Annotated in this window: 20 protein-coding genes; 9 read left to right on the top strand and 11 right to left on the bottom strand. The window is 61.1% G+C overall.

The window, feature by feature from the left end; genetic code table 11:
- Positions 1-43: 43 nt before the first annotated feature.
- From IPK17_RS22585 to IPK17_RS22570, 4 genes are all read left to right on the top strand, one after another.
- Positions 44-586, top strand: coding sequence for an RNA polymerase sigma factor (locus IPK17_RS22585; RefSeq protein ID WP_343419955.1), 543 nt, complete (start codon positions 44-46; stop codon positions 584-586).
- 111 nt (positions 587-697) lie between these two features.
- Entirely contained in the window at positions 698-1,516 is an 819-nt protein-coding gene (locus IPK17_RS22580; RefSeq protein WP_343419954.1) for an anti-sigma factor, read from the top strand.
- A 474-nt stretch (positions 1,517-1,990) separates the two neighbouring features.
- On the top strand, positions 1,991-2,731 hold the full coding sequence (locus IPK17_RS22575) for a Mut7-C RNAse domain-containing protein (protein ID WP_343419953.1): 741 nt from the start codon (positions 1,991-1,993) through the stop codon (positions 2,729-2,731).
- A 3-nt stretch (positions 2,732-2,734) separates the two neighbouring features.
- On the top strand, positions 2,735-3,727 hold the full coding sequence (locus IPK17_RS22570; RefSeq protein WP_343419952.1) for a phosphotransferase enzyme family protein: 993 nt from the start codon (positions 2,735-2,737) through the stop codon (positions 3,725-3,727).
- A 55-nt stretch (positions 3,728-3,782) separates the two neighbouring features.
- Here the strand turns inward: IPK17_RS22570 and IPK17_RS22565 are convergent, their stop codons facing one another.
- From IPK17_RS22565 to IPK17_RS22550, 4 genes are all read right to left on the bottom strand, one after another.
- The gene (locus IPK17_RS22565; protein WP_343419983.1) at positions 3,783-3,911 is read right to left on the bottom strand and encodes a hypothetical protein; all 129 of its coding nucleotides are present in this window, start codon (positions 3,909-3,911) and stop codon (positions 3,783-3,785) included.
- A 224-nt stretch (positions 3,912-4,135) separates the two neighbouring features.
- Positions 4,136-4,822: an FHA domain-containing protein gene (locus tag IPK17_RS22560; protein ID WP_343419951.1), complete on the bottom strand. Its 687-nt coding sequence runs from the start codon at positions 4,820-4,822 to the stop codon at positions 4,136-4,138.
- A 99-nt stretch (positions 4,823-4,921) separates the two neighbouring features.
- On the bottom strand, positions 4,922-5,779 hold the full coding sequence (locus tag IPK17_RS22555) for a HisA/HisF-related TIM barrel protein (RefSeq protein WP_343419950.1): 858 nt from the start codon (positions 5,777-5,779) through the stop codon (positions 4,922-4,924).
- Positions 5,780-5,864: 85 nt separating this feature from the next.
- Positions 5,865-6,512, bottom strand: a complete 648-nt coding sequence (locus IPK17_RS22550) for a hypothetical protein (RefSeq protein WP_343419949.1) — start codon at positions 6,510-6,512, stop codon at positions 5,865-5,867.
- Between the two features lie 212 nt (positions 6,513-6,724).
- Between IPK17_RS22550 and IPK17_RS22545 the strand changes: the two genes are divergently transcribed.
- The 4 genes from IPK17_RS22545 to IPK17_RS22530 all read left to right on the top strand — a co-directional run bounded on the left by IPK17_RS22545 (position 6,725) and on the right by IPK17_RS22530 (position 11,990).
- The gene (locus tag IPK17_RS22545) at positions 6,725-7,423 is read left to right on the top strand and encodes an ADP-ribosylation factor-like protein (RefSeq protein WP_343419948.1); all 699 of its coding nucleotides are present in this window, start codon (positions 6,725-6,727) and stop codon (positions 7,421-7,423) included.
- The gene (locus tag IPK17_RS22540; RefSeq protein WP_343419947.1) at positions 7,423-8,103 is read left to right on the top strand and encodes a hypothetical protein; all 681 of its coding nucleotides are present in this window, start codon (positions 7,423-7,425) and stop codon (positions 8,101-8,103) included. Before IPK17_RS22545 ends, IPK17_RS22540 begins: the two co-directional genes overlap by 1 nt.
- Positions 8,104-8,519: 416 nt before the next feature.
- Entirely contained in the window at positions 8,520-9,569 is a 1,050-nt protein-coding gene (locus IPK17_RS22535; protein WP_343419946.1) for a hypothetical protein, read from the top strand.
- A 207-nt stretch (positions 9,570-9,776) separates the two neighbouring features.
- On the top strand, positions 9,777-11,990 hold the full coding sequence (locus IPK17_RS22530; RefSeq protein ID WP_343419945.1) for a pre-peptidase C-terminal domain-containing protein: 2,214 nt from the start codon (positions 9,777-9,779) through the stop codon (positions 11,988-11,990).
- Positions 11,991-12,097: 107 nt separating this feature from the next.
- Here the strand turns inward: IPK17_RS22530 and IPK17_RS22525 are convergent, their stop codons facing one another.
- Complete coding sequence (locus IPK17_RS22525; RefSeq protein ID WP_343419944.1) at positions 12,098-12,511, bottom strand: hypothetical protein; 414 nt, start codon at positions 12,509-12,511, stop codon at positions 12,098-12,100.
- Positions 12,512-12,742: 231 nt separating this feature from the next.
- Between IPK17_RS22525 and IPK17_RS22520 the strand changes: the two genes are divergently transcribed.
- A complete protein-coding gene (locus IPK17_RS22520; protein WP_343419943.1) occupies positions 12,743-13,525 on the top strand; it encodes an SDR family oxidoreductase in 783 nt (260 codons plus the stop codon).
- Positions 13,526-13,809: 284 nt separating this feature from the next.
- On the opposite strand, the gene IPK17_RS22515 is transcribed toward IPK17_RS22520, so the two are convergent.
- From IPK17_RS22515 to IPK17_RS22490, 6 genes are all read right to left on the bottom strand, one after another.
- A complete protein-coding gene (locus IPK17_RS22515; RefSeq protein ID WP_343419942.1) occupies positions 13,810-14,502 on the bottom strand; it encodes a DUF4013 domain-containing protein in 693 nt (230 codons plus the stop codon).
- The gene (locus tag IPK17_RS22510) at positions 14,499-15,161 is read right to left on the bottom strand and encodes a TlpA family protein disulfide reductase (RefSeq protein ID WP_343419941.1); all 663 of its coding nucleotides are present in this window, start codon (positions 15,159-15,161) and stop codon (positions 14,499-14,501) included. Before IPK17_RS22510 ends, IPK17_RS22515 begins: the two co-directional genes overlap by 4 nt.
- Complete coding sequence (locus IPK17_RS22505; protein WP_343419940.1) at positions 15,158-16,582, bottom strand: Ig-like domain-containing protein; 1,425 nt, start codon at positions 16,580-16,582, stop codon at positions 15,158-15,160. The genes IPK17_RS22510 and IPK17_RS22505 overlap by 4 nt, the downstream gene beginning before the upstream one ends.
- 97 nt (positions 16,583-16,679) lie before the next feature.
- Positions 16,680-17,441, bottom strand: a complete 762-nt coding sequence (locus IPK17_RS22500) for a TIGR03943 family putative permease subunit (protein WP_343419939.1) — start codon at positions 17,439-17,441, stop codon at positions 16,680-16,682.
- A gap of 134 nt (positions 17,442-17,575) precedes the next feature.
- A complete protein-coding gene (locus IPK17_RS22495; protein ID WP_343419980.1) occupies positions 17,576-18,532 on the bottom strand; it encodes a permease in 957 nt (318 codons plus the stop codon).
- A gap of 407 nt (positions 18,533-18,939) precedes the next feature.
- On the bottom strand, positions 18,940-20,715 hold the full coding sequence (locus tag IPK17_RS22490) for an AMP-binding protein (RefSeq protein WP_343419938.1): 1,776 nt from the start codon (positions 20,713-20,715) through the stop codon (positions 18,940-18,942).
- Positions 20,716-20,754: the final 39 nt, after the last annotated feature.

Here is a 20,754-nt window from a genome sequence, read left to right as displayed (position 1 = left end):
TTACAGTTGATCGCGTGCATCGGCTCACGAGCAGGTAATTCCTATGCAGTCGGACGACATCGCGCTTATGCAGCGAATCGCCGCACGCGATCAACAAGCCCTCATGGAACTCTACGAAACCTACGGCAAAGCGGTTTACAGCCTAGCGTATCGCGTGGTCAACAATTCCGTATTGGCAGAAGAGGTCGCGCAAGACACCTTCCTCAAAGTCTGGAATCAGACAGCGCGCTGGGATTCCGAAAAAGGCCGCCTCAAGAGCTGGCTGCTGACCATTGCCCAGTTCACGGCGATTGATCGCCTGCGGCAGGAGCGGCGGCAGCCCGCGGTGCTCGCCGACGCGCTCGACGACAACGCCGAAACCTTCATGCTGGCCGATGGCGCGCAGTGGCAGGATGGCGCGACCATGCAAATTCTGATCGCGCAGCTCCCCGCCGAGCAAGCCTATCTCATCGACCTGGCCTTCTTTCACGGCATGAGCCACACTGATATCGCCGAATCGCTCAAAATGCCGCTCGGCACGGTCAAAACGCGCCTACGCACGGGGCTGAGGCGCTTGCGCGAATTGTGGCTGAGCAGTGAAGTCTGAAATCTTGACTCTAGTCCGAATCTAAATTGTGTATAAATATTCAAATAGACATCCGAACACGACAGCGCAAGCGTTTTATACTAGTAATGAACTGGCACGGTCACAGCACAAATGGCGCAGCAACCGAATTGCACTGACATCCTCGAACTGATTCCCGAATACGCTTTCGGCTTGACCGACGAAGTGACGGCGCGGCGTGTCGAAGCGGCGCTGCCCACTTGCCCGGAAGCCGCGCAGCAGTTGGCCGAATATCGCCAGATGCAAGCCGCCATGCGCGAGGACGTGCCGGAGATCGCGCCGCCGTCCACGCTCGGCCTGCGCCTGCGTGAGGCCATCAGCGCCGAACCTGTTCCCGCGCCGTCAACTGTGATCCGGCCTGCGCCGCGCTCAATCGCCACCCCAGCGCCGACCGCGCCACAGACGCGCGTCATCCGGCGCTCACTGCTGTTCCCATTGATCGCCGCCGCCGCGTTGATCGCGCTGGTTATCACGAATGTGTACTGGCTCAGCCGCGTTAACAGTCTCTCGACGCAAATGCAGGATGCGACCGCCCTGCTCGCGCAGCTCCGCGATGGAACGTTCTCCGTGCGCAATGCCGAATCGCTGGAACTGGTGCAGCTCGCCAACGAGAACACCAACAGCTTCGCCATGCTCATGTGGGACAAAGAGTCCACCACCGGGCTGATTTACACGCGCGACTTCCCCGAATTGCAGTCGGGCAAGGTGTACCAGTTGTGGCTGGCCAACGAAGATGGCCGCATCAGCGGCGGCACCTTCACCGTCACGGCAGAGGGCGAAGGCGCGCTGATCTTCACCGCGCCGCGCTCCATTGGCGACTATGATCGCGCGGGCGTCACCGAAGAGCCGGAAGGCGGCAGCCCCGGCCCGACCTCACCCGCTGTGGTCAGCGGCACGCTGGAAGAATCGTAAGCCCACCAGCAACCGCGATTCGCCAGGACCAAGCACGAGCGTATTTCACAATTAGCGAAACCACTAAACCTCACCCCGCCCCCTCTCCTAAAGGTTGAGGACAGGACACTTTTAACAATCGAGAGGATTGTAGGGACGCCCAACGGGGCGTCCGCCAGATCGTGGGCAAAACGGACGCGCCGTTGCGCGTCCCTACGAAATCTGTTTCCCCTCAAACCGGTGCCTTAATGGCTCCCAATGTTAAAACTGTCCCTCCGTCAACTCCTAAAGGAGAGGGAGAGCCAGACTGTGCTCTTAAGTCCCCTCTCCCAAGGGCGAGGGGATTTAGGGGTGAGGTGTTTACCAATTCTCAAATAGCCCCCCGGCCTACAGCAACGCCCAAAACCCATATTTCTGAGCAAATAGTTTACAGCGCGGCGATTTTAGATTACTGTGTCCGTATTACATCGTCATACTGTACATATTGGCACGACCATGCCTGAGGCTAACCTGCGGTTTTACGCACATCTGAACGATTTTCTCGCCCCGTCCCGCCGTCAGCTTGAATTCCTGCACCGCTTTGATGGCATGCCCGCCATCAAAGACATGATCGAAGCGCTCGGCGTGCCACACACCGAGGTGGCGCTGATTCTCGTCAACAATCATCCGGTCGATTTCACCTATAACGTGCACACGGGCGACCGCATCAGCGTCTACCCGCCGTTCGCGCACCCGGAACTGACCTCCGACTTGCAGCCGGACGCTGAGGGCGACTTTCGCTTTGTCGCGGATGTGCATCTCGGGCGCTTGGCGGCCTATCTGCGCATGCTCGGCTTCGACACGCTCTTCCCCGAAGACTACCGCGACGAAGAACTCGCGCGCATTTCCAGCGAAGAGGGGCGCATTCTGCTCACGCGGGATCGGGGCTTGCTCAAGCGCAGCATTGTGCGGCGGGGTTACTATGTGCGCGCCACCGATCCTTGGCAGCAGCTCGAAGAACTGATCAAACGCTTCGACCTGTACGATCTGCTGGCCAAAGCGCAGCGCTGCACGGGCTGCAACGGCGAACTGCGCGTCGTCCCCAAAGATGAGGTCGTCGACCGTGTGCTGCCGTCCACGCTGCAATACTACGACGAGTTCCGGCTGTGCGGGACCTGTGGTAAGGTGTACTGGCGCGGCTCACACTACGAACAGATGGATGCGTTCATCGCCCGGGTGTGCCACCACCGGAGCTGAACCATGCTCAAGAAACCCGCCATCGCGGATGAAACGCTGCTCGCCGCCGTCCGTGATCACTACGGACTGTCTGCCAATCGCATTGAGTTTCTCGCGCTCGGCTATGACATCAACGCGGGGGTCTACCGCGTCACGACGACCGGGGCCGATTACTTCCTCAAGGTGAAGACGGGCGCAGTCTACCTGCCGAGCGTCGTCGTGCCACGCTATTTGTTTGACCGCGGACTGCGGCAGATCGTTACGCCGCTCCCCGCCCGTGATGGCTCACTGATCACCACGATCGAGCAGTTCAATCTGATCCTCTACCCGTACATCGAGCATCACACCGCATCTGAAATCGGCTTGACCGATGCTCAATGGCGTGAATTCGGCACGATTGTGCGGCAAATCCACGACGCCCCGCTTCCGTCCAACGTCACGCTTCACCGCGAGGAATTCGCGCCCTCCGCCGACTGGCGCAGGATCGCCCACGAAACACACGCCCGCATCCGCCGCGAAACGTACACCGATCCCGAACAGATCGCGCTGGCCGAGGCATGGCGCGCCCACTATGACAAGATCACCGAACTGCTGCGCCGGGCTGATGCCTACGGTCAGCATTTACGCGGACGTGATCTGCCGCACGTGCTGTGCCATGCCGATTTACACACGGGCAACCTGTTGATCGATGCACAGGGGCAGTTATTCGTCGTCGATTGGGATCAGCCTGTCATCGCACCCAAAGAGCGCGATCTCATGTTCATCAGCGGCGGGCGCGTGATCACCGCGGTGACTGAGCAGCAGGAAACCGCATTCTTCGTGGGTTATGGTCAAACGGAGATCGACCGGGAAGCGCTGATCTACTATCGCGCGGCCTGGGTGGTGCAGGATATTGGCGGTTTTGCCGAGCAGGTGTTTTTGCTGCCGGATTTGAGCGTAGAAGCCAAGCGTCAGGCGATCCACTATTTCGTTGGCTCGTTCGCGCCGGACAGCATCGCGGAGTCGGCTCTGCAATAAAAAAGGACGCCGTAGAGTCTACAGCGTCCTCATGTTGCGAAGTGGGGCATGGAGCCTACGTCGCGTCGGTGTTGCGGCAGTTCTTGCATACATTCTTCTGCGCGCCGCTGATCTTCACGGGATACAGCAGCTTGATGCGGGTGCGACCGCAGACCGGGCACGTACCACGTCCGTGTGCGGTCATCTTGTACAACCCTTTACCACGATGGGACTTTCCCATTGGTGTTTCCTCTGACTAACAACCGGAGAATAGATTGATTCTACCAAGAGACCTATGGGGGATCAAGCGCGATAGTTGGAACCCCCGAACGCGGAACCGAGCATCGAAGCTAGCGAGGTGTTTGGTCTGATAGAAGTAAGCGGACGCGATAAATCGCGTCCCTACGAAACCAAGTTCAGATGACACACCTACGAATTTCTAAACAGCAGCGTCGACATGCCAAAGGTGACCATATCGCCATCCCGCAGCATGCGCCCCTTCTCGTTGACAGGCGTATTGTTGACCATCGTGCCGTTCGAACTGCCAAGGTCGTACACAATCCAGTTGTCGTCGACGAATTCCATCCGCGCATGCGGGCGGGAGATCGACGGGTCAGGGATGCACACTTCCCATTCGGCGTTGGCGGTGGCGCGACCGACGCGCAGCGACTGCCAGCGCAGCGGGATCGCCGTGCCTTCCTGCGCGCCGCCCATCATAATCAGCCGACCGCGCCCGACCGCGCCGTGCGCCGTGCTGAGATGTTCACCGGAGGCCACTGTTTCGCCACCAATTACCGCTTTGAACTGAATGAGCGGAACGAACAGACGAATGACATCTCCGGCAATCAGCGGGAACGGTTCGGTGATGCGCTCGTCGTTGACGAACACGCCATTCGCGCTGGCGTTATCGCTGACGAAAAACACGCCGTCCTGATACTCGATGAAGGCATGCTGCCGCGAGACATGTTGTTCCCGGATGCAAATATCGTTGCTTTCCAGCCGCCCAATCGACGCCCGTGCCCCTTCCGGAAGGATGAGTTCACGCGTTTCGCCCGTCTGCGGGTCTTGCCAGCTTACTTTCGCCAAGGCGGTAGAGACTTCAACCGCTGCGCTCATACGTCTGCCTCAATCGTGTCCATGCATGTACCTGCACGAGTATAACAAATTCGTTCGGATCCTCATCGTACCAAGGTCTGATTTGCGGCAGTAAGTCAGCTATTCGCCATCCCAGTTATCCAGCGCGTCAATCGGCTGGGTGACGGTCATGCCGCCCAGTTCGCGGGAGATGTTCTCCAGCAGCTTGGGCAGCGACCAGACCGCTGCGTCGACCTGCACGGCGACTGCGCCCGCTTCCAGATAATCCTTGGCGTCCTGCGTCGAATGAATGCCGCCCGCCCCGATGATCGGAATCGTGGAACGGCGCGCCAACTGCCCCACATAGCGCAGATTGAGCGGTTTGATCGTCGGGCCATACACACGCCCCGCAACCAGTTTACCGGAATTGTCACGCGCCGTGCCGCGCGGCGCGGAGCACGCGACCAGCGCATCCCCGCCGCCGTTGATGACCGCCTGCGCCAGTTCCTGCGCCGCATTGAACGGCAGCACCACGATGATCGGCTTCTCGACGCTGTCCCGCGCCACCCGGATGAGCCGTTCGACCTCGGCGGGCGGGGTTTCGTCGTGCAAGCCGAGTTCGACCGCGTCGACAATTTCCTCCTGATCAACCGCTTTCAAGCAGCGGCGGATTTCATCGGGCGTGGTGACGACGATATGCGTGATGATCGGCGCGCCGAGCTTCTCCCAGACCGCGCGGTAGCCAGAGATCACTTTGTTCATGCCCGGGTTCGGCAGACCGGTATGCACGAGCACGCCAGCGTCAAGCGGGACAATACGCGTCCCGTTAGCCGGCGACCGCGGCGCATAGGTGATCGGGTTGGTGACGAAGGCGCCCAACTTCTCATACTTGAGCAGATCGCGGTAGTTGTCGCCAAAGCCGAGCATCCCCGCCGCATTCATGACGGGCGTTTCAAGGATCAGGCTGTGCTTGCCCGCTTGCGTGATGCGGTAGCTCATGTCACGTCGCCCACGTCAGCTTGGTGAAGTCGAGTGCCGCGCCTTCGGTGCACACCATGTGCAGACCACCTTTCCTCCTGACCCTTCACGCCGAGCACCCGCCCACGCCCCAGCCCACCGTCGGGCTGCACACGCCCCACAGGTAATTGGCGGGAATTTCCGCGCGCAGTTCGCGAAACAGATGCCAGACCCGCGTGTAATGATCCTGATCGGTCGTCGTCACAAACACCTGGTCCGCCCACCCGACGGTCGTGACACGGTTCGCCCACTGCAAATCGTTGTCCCCTTGCAGCACTTCGACTTCGGGCGGCAGATGCTGCGTGGTGTATTTGCGGGCATCGCCCAGCAGCAGCACCGTCACCGCGACTTTTTGCGGCAGCAGCGCGGGGATCGTCATCAGCAGCGGCGTCGGTTCGCTGTCATAGGCGGCGAGCAGCACACTGCGCAGCGTCTTGCGGAACTTGAAGGGCTGGCCAACCGCGCCGATCAACCCGACGACATCGCCGGGTTCGTAGCGCAGCCCCGCGGGACGCTCGACGATGAGCGTATTCTTCTGCACGTCGACGGGATACCACTGTTCGCGCAAATAGGGCGTCCAACCGCTGCCCGTGCGCGCCAGCACCGACTGCCCCGCGCGGATTCCGCTCAGCGCCGGGTCAATCGCCAGATACAAATGCTGATGCGTCTCGTTGATGCGGCGCACCCGCTCAATAATCGCCTGTGTTTCTTTCATTCGGTGTCATCCGGTCTCGCTTCAGAGTTTGGCATGCCAAGCCCCGACACTGGCACAAAGAGGTGAATATTCAGCTCGCCTCGCTAAGGCTTTTACCTTTAACTTTCGCCTTTTAACTTTCAACTTGTTCTTTAATCTTACACTGGGATGCGACTTTTCGCGTGGGATTGCGTATAGAATGGGTGATAGGAACACGGGAAGGTATGCGGATTATGACGAATTTGCTGGATCGTCTGTTCACAGTCGTCTTCGGCAATGTGAGCAGTAAATTTTTCGATAAAGTCACGCAGCGTGTGGATCAGGTCTACGACTTCGTGTATGTGAAGGTGCTCGGCTTGCCGTTCATTGTGCTCGGCGCGCGGCAAACGGGCAAAACCACGTTGATCGAGTGGCTGCGCGAAAACGTCTCCTCGCTGGAAGACTTCAGCCCCGCCCCGACCGCCCCCGGCGGGGATGCCGTCGGCACGTTTTCATCGAGCATCGGCGATGAGATGATGCGGCTCAAGCCCACACGCGATGTGGGCGGCGAATACGAAATGTGGGAGACGGATTGGGTCGAACTGTTCCGCGAAGCCAAGCCGCGCGGCATCATCTTCATGATCGACCACACCGAGATTCTCAAGCACAAGGATGCGCTCAACTTCGTCATGAACATGATCGAGGATGAGAAAGAGGCGCAGAAGAACCTGAAAGCCTTCCTCGTGCTCGTCAACAAGTCGGATTTGTGGCTGAACCAGTCGCCGCTCGACAAACTGATGGCGCAGTATGGCAACGAGGTCAAACGCCTGGGGCAGCAGTCGGAACGGCTCGGCTACAAGGCGTCGATCTATTCCAGCAGCGTGACGACGGGCGTCGGCGTGCGCGAGGCCATGCGGACGTTCTTCAACAGCATCCGCCCGCAGCCCAAATAATGCGCCACCTCGAAATCGGCTATGTGCTGGAAGGCGAGCGCCGCGGCTACAACTTCACCACGCCGACCGACGGCCTCGCGCCGGACGCGCTCAAGGCCATCTGGCGCAATGCCATGCCGCGCGGTCAGGGGTGGAACGACTACCCCGCCGCGCGCACGCTCAAATGTTTTGGGCTGGAAACGGGCGAGGCCGTCGTGTGCAGCGTCACCGTGACCGATCAGGTGGATGAGGTCGGGCGGCGCGGCATCCGGCACGCCGATGTCTACGTCATGACGCTCAAAGAGTACCGCGCCGATCTGCTCAACCGCCTCAACCAACTGCCGCCAGCGATCATCACGCAGGCCGAAAAAGCCTTGAATTCGCGGGAATGGGAACTGCTGTTCCGCAAATACCGCGAACTGAGCAAGCCCAGAACCATGATCAAGCCGCAGACCATCCTCGCCTATGACGGCGACTGGGCGTTCATGGAGGCGTGCGTGCTGCTGCTCATGACGCGCTCGACGCTGCTGGCCAATCTGCTCGAAGTCTCCCCGGCGATCAATCCGTTCGCGGATCGTGTGTTCACGTTCACGACCTTCGCGCTCGATTACCGCGACGAGGGGCGCTTGGTCGCCCTGCCGCTCGCCAAAGCCCGCCAAATCGAGGACGTGCCCTACATCAATTTGAGCGCCAAGAAGTAACCCCTCACCCCACCCCTCTCCCAAGGGCGGGGGACTACAACCACTGCAAACCTCCCCTCTCCTAGAGGCTGAGGACAGGATACTTTAACATGGGAACCATTAAGGCGATCTTGAGGGAAAACGTGGTGTAGGGCGCAAGCGCGGTGCGGACGCCCTGTTGGGCGTCCCTCAATTCTTAAACTGTCCCCCCCCCCCTAGGAGAGGGGCGGGGGGTGAGGTTAGACGCAGCGGAAGAAGCCATCTTCCCCCAATCCCCTAGCCATTGGGAGGCGGGTCAAGGCTGAGGAACCCAAACTCACGTTACAATAGAGTCCAGACTCGTATTCTGTTCGAACCTCATTGGCTCTCGCTGTGGAGAGCGGTGCACTGACTTTCTCTAGCAGGCGGTGAGGTCGTCACACACAAAGGACTCCCGGATGGCAACTGAACAGCACCCTTTGATCGCGAAACTCGACACGTTGCAGACGCAGTTTGACACCCTTCAGCGCGACATCAGCCTCGACGACCTGCGCAACGAACTGGCCAGCGTCGCGCAGACCGTGAGCCGCCTCCCCGACGAGATCGCCCGTGCCCGGTCACGCGGCTACAGCTTCGCTGCCTACCTCGAACGCAAAGCCGAGGTGATCAAGACGCGCTGGGACGAGATGCGCGACGATATCCAGCGCACCATTCAAAGCGAGAGCTACCGCGCCCGCCCGATCATGGATGACCTGCGCGAACGCATGGAGAAAGCCAACATCTACCGTGCCAAGCCCACCGGGTTGGAGATGTTCATCCCGGAAATCGAACGCCAGATGACGCTGCTGCGCGGTCAAATCGACGCGGCACAGAATCGCATCCGCCAGGCCTACGCGGATCTCAAGCGCGACACGGATCAGACCGCCAGCGAGTTGAGCAAAATTCACTGGTATCTTGATCAACTGGGTGAGGCCTGTTTCAAGCTGCTGGCGGGCGAATCGCTGTATCTGGCGGCGCAGGCCGAACATCAGGCGACCGGGCGCGGCGGCGATGACCCCGACGGCATCCTCTACCTGACCGACCAGCGTCTCGTCTTCGAACAAAAGGAGACGACAGGTAAGAAGCTTGGGCTGTTCGGCGGCAAGAAGGTGCAGGAAGTCGAGTGGGAGATTCCGCTGCATCTGGTCGAAGCCGTCAAGGCGGAAAACAAGGGCTTTTTGGGGGGTAAAGACTTACTGCAGTTCACGTTTAAGTCCGGCGCGCCCTTTGGACAAGCGCAAATCGAAGTCAAGGGCGGCGTCGCGTCGAAGTTCTGGGCGGCGCAGATCGAACGCATGATCAGCGGCGGTGCGAACGACGAACGCGCCATTCAGCCGGACGCGGAGACGGTGCAGGCCATGCGCAACGCACCGACCGCCTGCCCGGTGTGCGCGGGGACGCTGCCGCAGTTGGTCGCCAACCAGATGCAGATCGAATGCCAGTACTGCGGCTCGGTGATTCGGATCTAGTCTCCAAGCTATTCAGTCGTCAGTTTGTAGGGACGAGGCATGCCTCGTCCTTTTTTCCATAATAGAACGCGAGGACGACGCATGAGTGTGTTGAAACAACCCCTCACCCCTCAATCCCCTCTCCCACGCAAGCGGGGCGAGGGGACGTGTGCTGCGGGGAACGCCCCCTCTCCCCGACGGGTGAATGGTGTTTTCAGCCTATTCGCCTTGATCGTCCTCTTGTTCGCCGCGCTGCCGGTCGCCGCGCAGACCGGGACGCCCACGCCGACGCCCACGGCGACGGCGGCGCCGATCCCGGTGTTCCCGCTGCGACCGGGGAGCATCGAAGGCAACATCAACGATGCGCAGCCCCGCTTACGCTACAGCTTCGAGGCGAACGCGGGCGACAGCGTGTCACTGCTTATGGAGAACACGTCCGGCGATCTCGATCCGCTGCTGTTCCTGTACGATCCCACGGGCGAACTGCTGGAACGCAACGACGATTTGCAAACCGGCAACCGCGACGCGCAAATCGCCATCACGCTGACGCGCTCCGGCACGTATACGGTCGAGGCGGCGCGCTTTGAGGGCGTGCCCACCAGCGGCACGTTCCGCCTCACGCTGACGGTCGCGGGCGGCGGAGCCACCCCCACGCCCGAAAATCCGCTCAACCGCCCGCCGGATTTTGGCGAGGCTTACCGCGTGATGAGTTATCAGGAGATCGTCACCGGGAGCATCAACGATGCGACACCCGACCGCTTTTTCGTCATCGGCGGGACGCAGGGCGACCTCGTCCGCGTGACCATGACCCGCACCAGCGGCGATCTCCTGCCGCGAGTGCGCGTATTCAACGAGGCGCGCGAAGAACTCAGTCAGGAGAGCGAACCACGCGCGGGCGAATCGATCGCCTATATCACCTTGCCGCAAAATGGCTGGTATCTGATCGAGGCGGGGCGGCGCGAAGGCGAAGGCAACTTCGACCTGTACGCGGGACGCATCGCCGCCGCCGTGCTCGAAGTCGGGCAGGCGGTCACGAGCCGCTTCACCCCGACTGCGCCCTCGGTGTCGTACATCGTCAACGCGCGGCTTGGTGATCTGCTCACCGTGACCATGTTCACGACCGAATCGAACAGCGGCGTCGCGCCGGAAGTTCGCCTGCTGGATTTGAGCCTCAATCCGGTCGCGGAAGAAGCGGGCGAACGTTTCGCCACACTGCGCACGACGATTCCCCGCAGCGGCATCTACATTGTACAGGCCAACAATTTGAGCCCGGCAGCGAGCGGCGGCTTCAGCCTGCGCCTCGGCAGTGTGCCGGGGAGCACACGCCTTGAGGCGATTGATGCCCGCTACAATGAGCAGTATCAGGGCAGCATTGACGGTTACGCCGCGCCGCTCCAGTTCTATCGCTTCGCGGGCAAAACGGGCGAATTGGTCACGCTCCAGCTCAACGCGACCAGCGGCGACCTCAACCCGTTCCTCATCCTGATGGACAGCGATCTCAACGAGCTCACGTCGAATGACGACGCGGGCGCAAGTCGCGGCGCGCGTATCACCCAGTTCCGCCTGCCCAAAGACGGCGAGTATCTGATCCTCGCGTCGCGTTCCGGCTTATCGGCGGGGACGACGACCGGCGGCTATGAACTGGCGATCACGGCGGGCGAGATCGCGTTGACGAGCGGCGGCCTCACGGCGACGCTGCGCTGGATCTCCGGTGCAGATCTCAACCTATTCGTGACGCAGCCGGATGGACGCGTCGTCGCGTGGAGCAGCCCCAGCACGCCGAGCGGCGGCACACTGCAAATCGACAGCAACGCCAACTGCGAAACGCCGAGCGATCAGCCCGTTGAACACGTTTTCTGGGGGACGCCGCCCGTCGGCGATTACACGATCTGGGTGTGGAATCAAAATGGCTGCGGGTCGATTGCGCCCGTCGAATTCTCGCTGATCGTCAGCGTGAATGGGACGCCCATCCTCAACACCAGCGGTCGCGTCCCCCCGTCCAGCCGCTATGAGACGGCGGTGCGCGTTGGCGATGGACTGCAAGGCTTTTTGCTCGACGAAGGCAGTGTGATCCTTCCGTCGCCGCAGGAAGCGGTCAGTCAAGGCGGCGACACGCTGATCCGTCCCGGCGAACAGCTCACCGGGGAGATCAATGGCGAGGTCTACGCGCGCTTCTACCAGTTCAGCGGGACGGCGGGGCAAACGGTCGACATTCGCGTCGAGCAGCTCTCCGGCGATCTGGACGCGATGGTGATTCTACGCCGCGCCGATGACACGCCGCTGCCCGACGCGGTCAACGACGACGCCGACGCGAACACCCGCGACGCGCACCTCGTCTACACGCTGCCCGCCGACGACACGTACATCATCGCCGTGACGCGCTTCGGCGTGCGCGAAGGCACGACCACCGGGCAGTATCGTGTCAGCTTGGCGCTGCCGTAGGGCAAACCTCACCCCGTTTCGCTGCGCTCAACTGCCCCTCTCCCTAGGGCGAGGGGCAAAGAACGGTCGGCTTCTTGGGGTGAGGTTGGCCGAATCGCAGTCACTTTCTAATGCTGATGCCGGTGCGTTAGCGTGGGTGCCTCCGAAGCCTCGGCTCTGCCCGCCAGAAAGTAGGCGTAGTTCAGCGCCAGCAGCAGGTTGATCACTACGGCCAACCAGCCGAGCCAATTCACCATGTGCATGACCTGGTCGACGAGCGCCACGCCAAACGCGAGGAGCGACAGCAACAGGAACGCGCCGTAGATTTCGTGCAGCGTATTGCCATCTGGCAAGTGCCGCGCGACCCACGCCAGCAAACCGATGCATAGCATGCCAACCCCCGTAAACTGAATAATGTGAAGCGCCGCCGGGTCAAGCGTCACCCCCACCACGGACAGCGTCGCCTGCGGCAGCAGCAGGGTCACGGCGCCCACCAGCAGCAGGATGAAGCTGTGGAACGTGAGAACAAATTTCGGTTGCATAAACGTCTCTCCAGTCCAAAGCGAGCGAAATAAGTAAGTCACCGCGCCGCCTTGTCGGCGGCTCACCTCCTTGTCTTTACCATACGCCCACGTCGTTCGCCTGCCAACTGATCATCGGACTACCCGCGCGGCACCATTTGTCACATGCACCTTAATCCCCTTCTAAACAATTTCACTGAATTCTCCATTACAGTGGGGATTATGTCAGCAGATTGAACGAGGGTTAGGCACATGACGGTACGTGGCAAAGTGGCGCTGGTGACAGGCGGCGCATCCGGATTAGGCAAGGCGGCCGCCCAACGATTGGCGCGGGAAGGCGCGAAAGTCGCCGTGCTGGGGCGCTCGGACGACGAGAACCGACAAGTCGCGGACGCGATCAATGCGGCGGGCGGCGAGTCGATTCCCGTCAACGCCGATATTTCCGACCCGGCAGCGATGCAGCGCGCGGTCGAACAGGTGGTGGGGCGCTGGGGGCGACTGGATATCGTGTTCGCCAATGCGGGCATCAACGGCGTGTGGGCACCGCTCGAAGACCTCACGCCGGAAGACTGGCAGAAGACGATCAACATCAACCTGAACGGCACGTTCTACACCCTCAAGTACGCCGCGCCACATTTGAAGAAGCAGGGCGGCTCAATCATCATCACGTCGTCGGTCAACGGCACGCGCATCTTCAGCAATACGGGCGCGACGGCCTACTCGTGCACTAAGGCGGCCCAGGTCGCCATGGCGAAGATGCTGGCGCTGGAACTCGCAAAGCACAAGGTGCGCGTCAACGTGATCTGCCCCGGCGCGATTGAAAGCCAGATCGACGAGAACACCGAGAAACGCAACGTCGAGCGCGAGAAAGAGCCCGTCGAATTCCCGGAAGGCGAAATTCCGCTCACCGATGGCGTGCCCGGCAAAGCCGAGGATGTGGGCGATCTCGTGCTATTCCTCGCATCGGATCAGTCGAAGCACATCAGCGGCACGGAAATCTGGATTGACGGGGCGCAGTCGCTGTTACAGGGGTAAACAATGCGTCGTCCCTTTCGCCATGCGAGAGGGTGTTCAATCAAGGTTTCATCGTAGGGACGAGGCATGCCTCGTCCTCGGTCGAAAATCGAACCAGAACCGTTCCGCGTAACGTTTTGATTTCCTCCAGTTATGGGAACAGATGACCGGTGGGTTGCCCTCTCCAGAGAAAAAACAGGACGAGGCATGCCTCGTCCCTACAAATTCTTTGGCGTAGGAACCCAAATTCCATTGGGAACCATGAAAAACCTACCCCTGACAGGGATGGGGGTGGGGTCGATGTGCTACATATTCTTCCGCTTCATTTGCCCCTGACCGAGCACCACAGTGATGTACTGTCCGCTCAGGTGGCCGAAGATCGGAATGGTGAGCGCCGTGCCCACGATCCAGCCGAGGCACGGGATAGCGTTGACCAGACCGAGCACAATCGCGGCGATCACTGCGCCGAGCAGCCACTGAATCAGCGCGTCCGTGCGCGAGCGCACCAGCCTGATCAAGCTGCTGAATTCGAAGAACACGTTCAAGCGCGGTTCTTCGGCGTAGCGCCCCAAGCCGAGCGTATATACGGGCTGAATGGCGAGGTTGTAGAGGATGAGCAGCGGCACAAAGCAGCAGAAGGCCAGTGAGATCAGCCCGCCGCTCAGCAAGCCATCGCCCGCCGTGAAGCCGATGAGGCCGATCACCAGGCTGATGACGAGATTCGGCACATTGTAGGCCACCCACGCGATCACCGGGTTGATCCCCATATTCAGAAAGCGCCCAAAGTCATCCCACGCGGGCAGCGGATAGCGTTCCCCACGCCGGATATTGCGGATCAATTCCAGTTGGTAGCCGAACAGGATGGCGAAACCCACCAAACCGATCAGCACCGGCGTGAGAATCGCCGAGCCGAACGTCACAATGGCGACCATCACCAGCTTGGACACCCACTGCGGATCATCAAACACATAGGTAAAGGCGCGGGGAATGTCGATCATGATGCCCTTTCTGCGTTCAGCGCCTCAGTGTAGGCGTTCAATTCTTCCAGCGTGATCTCACCGTATTTAGGATAGCGAATTACGCCCGTCCCGTCGATCACATAGGTGACCGGGAGTTGGAAAATCCCGTAGTCGTCGGCGGTGTCGCCGGTCGGGTCGAGCAGCACGGTCAAGCCGCGGATGTTGTACTGGTTGAGGAACGCCTCGACATCAATGCGTCGCTCTTCCACATTGACGGCCAGCACCGCCGCGCCATCAGGAGGCTGAGAGGCCCCGAATTCCGCCAGCGCGGGCATTTCGCGCTTGCACGGTTCGCACCAGGTCGCCCAGAAGTTGAGGAAGATCACGCGTCCGCGATAATCCGCCGCGTTTACTAATTCGCCATCGAACGAGGTGAGCTGAAACTCGACCGCAGGGGTGTTGGCGAGGTCAATCGGCGTGGGCATAGGCGGCAGCGTGACCGGGCCGGGTGTCGGCAGCCCCGCATTGGCGCGGGCGCCCGCGCTGAGGAACATGAAAAGCATAGCGAGTGACAGGCCGATCAGCGGGAAGACGAGGAAGATCAGCAGCGGCACGGAGACGCCGCGCTTCGGCGGTTGGATGACGGGCGAAGCCTCGGGAACCGGAGCTGGTTCGCCAGTGTGTTCAGGTTGAGTCATGGTATCCATCTCGGCAAATAGCCGTTTTGAGCTAAACGCACGCCGTCGCCAGTCACTGCATCGATCACCCAGATTTCCGGGCGCGAGAGCGGGTCGGTGACGCCGCTTTCCAACAGGGGCAAACGCTGCACGGCGAGCGCTGTCCCGGCGGGATTCCAATAGAAAAAGGTGCTGGCGTACAGCGGATCGTCGGTGAGTAGTTCCGCCGAGGCATCGGTCGGATTGACGAGGTAGATCTGCGTGCCGCCGAGCTCATCCGGGTTATCGCGCGAGATCGCGACGACGCTCCCATCCGGTCGCCACTGGGCGCGCTTCTCGTCAATCGAGTCCTCGCCATTGCTGAGATCGAGCAAGGTGCCGCCATTCAAGCCGACCAACTGCATTTTGACGCGCGCCTGCGCGCCTTCCAGCAGCAGCACGCTCGACGTGATGATGCTCTGCCCGTCCGGAGCGAATGCGCCATACGTCCCGGTCGTCGTCGGCAGGCCGACGATCTCCCCGGTGTCAAAGTCATAGATCAAGATCGACGACGTGCCGCGATCCACCAGCGAAATGCGCCGACCATTGGCTGACCACTGCGCATTGTAACCCAGCACCTGCAAGTCGCTGAAGAGCGGGCGCGTGGGCGGCGGGTACGTCGTCATGTCGAGCGTCCACAGGCGGACAGGGCTGGTGTTCACGCCTTCGACACCCGTATTGTAGTCGATGCGCTCATACACGATCATGCCGCCGTCCGGTCGCCACACAGGGGTTGAACAGGTCGAGTCGACGCAGTTGGTCAACTGGAGGAGCGCGCCCGTATCCAGATCCAGCAGCTTGATGTCCATCGTACCGTTGCTGTTGTACTCGGAAAAGGCGATCTTCGTCCCATCCGGGCTGACGGCAAAGTCATAGATCCCCGCGGGGCTGGTGGTCAACTGCTGCGCGCTGTTCGGGTCGTCCGCATCGACAATCCAGATGTTCTGCGGCGAATTGTCCGCCGGGTACAGGTAGGCGATGCGCGGCTGCATCACCGTGAAGCTGTAGCGGAACTCACTCACGGTTTCGCGCCCACTCTCCGCCCGCGCGCCCTGTTCGAGGACGACGGTGTATTCGGCAGCGGGGTCCAACGGTGCGTCCGGCTTAAAGCTGAGCGTTTCGCCGCTCCACGTGATCGTCCCGGTGAGCGGTGGCTCGAAGCGCAGGCGCTGCTCCGCCGTTGAGCGATCCATCGGCTCATCGAATTGCAGCGTGATTGCGGTCGTGCTGTGCGCCGTGCCCAGCGGTGCGACGCGCTTGAGCGTCACCCCAACGCGGTCACCGAGCGCAATCGTCAGCAGAATCGCGCCGATCAGCACGACGATGGCGACAACGACGGCGCGATCAAACCGCGAGAAAGCTCGAGGACTGAGGACTGAGGACTGCGTTTGTTCTCGACTCATGACCCTTCACCTGCTTTTGAACCTACCTGCTCATGCCAGCAAGGCCGATATTGCACCATATTGATTGTCTCAGTCCTCCGTCCTTGCACCTCAGTCCTCATGGGTACAAATACGGGTGTTCGGGCTGCTCAACGACTTCGACGGCCTGCGCGTGCAGAATCGGCGCGGCGTCCCCGCGGAAGTCGCCCGTCTCCATCACGCCCGTGACGCGCACCCACTGCCCCTGCTCGACCGCTTCCGGCCACTGCACCGGAATGCCGATGGCGCTGGCATCCGCAACACAGCAGCTCACGGTGAAGCGCGCCACCATGAACTGGTTTTCGCCAAACGTCGGCTCAAGGTAGACGAAACCGATCACGTCGGCGGGCTGGCCGCTGAGCGTGGCGTAATCATCGGTCGCATTAAATACGCGCAGCCAGTCGAGCACGTTGCGCTTGCTCGGCTCAATCGAGAGCACCATGTTGTCGACGCTGGACGCGGTGATGCTCACGTTGCCATCCACCGACTCCGCGCCGAGCGGGCGCGAGGGGATCAGCGTGCCGAGCACCAGCGGCACAGCGACCACGATCAACGTACCCCACGAGATCGCGCTGTGGTCGTGATCATGGTCGTGGTGGTGATCGTGCTCCGCCCGACGGGCGTTCAGCAGACCGAGCGCGCTAAACGCGCCGATCAGCAGGAAAAGCACCGCCGCCACATATGACAGCCAACTGAAGCGCACGTTGATGTAATTGGTCAGGTTGCCGCTGATGATATTGACGACGAAGTACAACCCCAAGCCAATCAGCAGCCCGGTCTTGACGATCTCCGCGATCTGTTCACGGCGATGATCGTGGTCGTGATCATGTAGGTGTTCCATAATACCCCTTTATTCAGGACTGAGTGCCAAGGACTGAGAAAAACTGTCTACCGGCTTTTCAGCGCAGACATTCGCTGCATTACAAGCGAACAGCATCGCTTAGTTACCCAGTCCTCAGTCCTTTCACCTCAGTCCTAGAATGTGATATTCAGGTTGAGCCAGATGCCGACGAGCATGGTCATCAGCAGCGGCAGCAGAATCAGATACAGCACCACGCGGCGCTTGAACACGCCCGCGAACATCAGCGTGCTCTTGATGTCGACCATCGGACCAAAGGTGAGGAAGGCGAGGATCGACCCCGTGGTGAACGTCCCGGCGAAGGCCAGCGCGAGGAATGAATCGACCGTCGAGCACACGCTCAAGACGAAGGCCAAAAGCTGCATTGTGATCACCGAGACGACCGGGCCACGACCGAGTGCCAGCAGCACATCCTGGCTCACCAGCGTCTGCATCAGCGCGGCCAGCAGCGACCCGATGATCAGGTAGCGCCCCATGTCGAAAAATTCATCACCTGCCATGCGCAGCGCGTCGCGCAGGCCAACAAGCAGCGGTTTACGGCGCGTTTTGGCGTAGAGCGGAATCACCTCGCCATCACCGCCCATGACGGGCGCGAGCGAGGTCGGCTGGAGCACATCCTGCGGGCGCGCGGCCACGGCGAACACCAGCCCGACCGCGAAGGCGACCAGCGCCGTGATGACAAAGCGCCCGATCAGCACCGTGCCCGCGCCAAACGCGACATAGGTGCTGACCAGCACTACCGGGTTGATCACCGGGGCGGCGAGCAAAAACGTCACGCCGACCGACATCGGCAGGCCTTTGGTGTACAGCCGGCGCACCACCGGCACAACCCCGCATTCGCACACCGGGAAGGCGAAACCCATAAACGTCCCGGCGATGCGTCGCCAGCGACGGGGTTGCGCCCCCCCCCCCCCCCCCCCCCCCCCCAGCCCCCCCCCCCCAACCCCCCCCCCCCCCCCCCCCCGGGAGGAGCCGCCCCGCCGCCAAGAAAAGGCCGGGAGGGGGGGGGGGAGAGGGCGGGGGGGCGCGCCCCCGCGTCTCCCCCCCCCCCCGCCCCCCCGGGAGGAGGACACCGCGAACCCGGAGGAGCCGATGCCCCGACCGCGGGCGTTGCGACTCAAGGACTAGCTCATCGACGCGCCCTATTGTAGCAAATTTGCTCAACATCTGATGTTATAATCGGCTGTAAGCGGAATGGAGACGAGCAAATGGCTGTTCAAGAGAGGCTGCTCCCCATGCGACCAAAGGCTACACTTGACCTACCCGGCAAAGGCGACACTGTTCGCGCGCCGGATGTGGGCTTCATTCGCAAAGATCAACTGCCGAACGGCAGCCCAAGGCGGCCGCCCCCCCCGCCCCCACGATGCCCCCGACGCGGCGAAATTCAGGATTTCGGCTAGGGTACGCGCCTGTCTGGTTTGCAACCAAGCGCCCGCCTCAAGGAGAACGAGTATCGACGCGCCCTGTTGTATCAGCAGAGCTAATCCGCCATGGGACGTTCGCGGTCGCTCATCTCCATGAGGACAAGCTCACGCCGCAGCGTCTTCCCCACCGTCGATTTCGGCAGTTCCTTGATGAAACTGAAGCGGCGCGGCACTTCATAGGGCGCGAGGCGCGTCTCGCAGTGCTTGATCAGTTCGTCGGTGCTGACCGTTGCGCCCGGCTTGAGCACAATCCACGCCTTGAGCGTCTCCTGCCCCGCTTTGCTCTCATGCGGCACCGCGGCCACGCCGACTTCCAGCACCGCGGGATGCTCTTTCAGCGCCTTCTCGACCGTATTCGGGTACACGTTGAACCCGCCGATCAGCGCCATGTCCTTCTTACGGTCGACAATCGTAAAGTAGCCATCCGCATCCATGTAGCCGATGTCGCCAGAGTACACCCAATGTTTGCCGCCGTGTTCGCGCAGCGTGTTGGCGGTTTCGGTCGGCATCTTGTAGTAACCCGTCATCATATTCGGGCCGCGCATGATGATCTCCCCGATTTCGCCGACCGGCATTTCGGTCACGCCGTCATCCAGGCTGACGATCTTGCATTCGACATCGGGGAGCGGCATGCCCACCGTGCCGACCTTGTTCACGCCAATGATTGGGTTATTGTGCGTGGCGGTCGGCATTTCGCTCATACCGTAGCCTTCGTAGAGCAGTTTTGCGCCCGCCGCTTCGAATTCCTTCTTGGTTGTCGGCGGCAGCGGCGCCGCGCCGCTCTGCGCGATCCACACGCTGTTGAAGCGCACCTCGCCGGACTTCACCCGGGCGTGATTGTTCACCGCATTGAACAGCGCCGGAACGCCGAGGAAGACATTCGGCTGATAGTGGTGGATGATTTCCACCACATTGTCGATGTCGCGGGCGTTCGGCACAAGTACGATGCGCGCCCCGGTCGACATGGCCTGCGAGAGCATCACCAGCAAGCCGAACACATGGAACAACGGCAGCGCACCCAGATACACGAATTGACTGCGGTCTTTGCCCGCCAGTTCACCTTCGCTGACCGTCGTCCACGCGACCGCCTGCAAGGTGTTGGCGACCAGCGCTTTATGCTGGGCCATCGCCGCCTTGGAGACGCCTGTCGTGCCGCCCGTGTACTGGAACAGCGCGAGGTCACTCCCGCGTACCGTGACATTCGGCTTTTGCCCGAGGTAGCGCCCGAGCAAGTCGCCTAACCAGTGATCGCCAACCGCTAGCGCGTCCAGCCGATGCCCATCTTTCTTCTCTTTCGCCAGCGTGAACAGCAAACGCGCGGGCGCGGAGAGCGCCTCTTTGACATTGGTCGCGATCACCGTTTTCAACTGCGTCTTCGGCTGCAGTTCCTTGATCATGGGGTAAAACAGCGTTAGCGTGATCACGATTTTGGCGTCACAGTCGTTGATCTGGAAGGCCATCTTCTCGGGCGGGTAGGTCGGGTTCGTCGCCGCGACGACGCCGCCCGCCTTGAGCACGCCGTAGTAGCTGATGGCGAACTGTGCCACGTTCGGCATGACCAGCGCGACCGTATCGCCCTTGCGCAGCCCCAAGCCGATTAGCGCGCAGGCCAGCGCGTCGGACTGCGCGTCGAGTTCGCCATAGGTCAGCGTGGCGGGCACATGACCGAGCAGCGGCAGCTTGGCATCGGTGATGAGCGCGGGGCGTTCCGGGTGCTGCATGGCGGCGTCTTGCAGAAACTTATGGAGCGGGACATCGGGGTAGGGTTCGAGCGTGCGTTTCACGCCGGGATCATAATGCCGCAGCCACGGCTTTTCGTCGTAAATACTCATGATTTTTGCCTTCTATAAAGTAACGTTTATTTGGGTTTC

Source organism: Candidatus Flexifilum breve (assembly GCF_016713355.1).
Note: the sequence above shows the minus strand (reverse complement) of the source record. Positions and strands in the feature narration are given on the sequence as shown.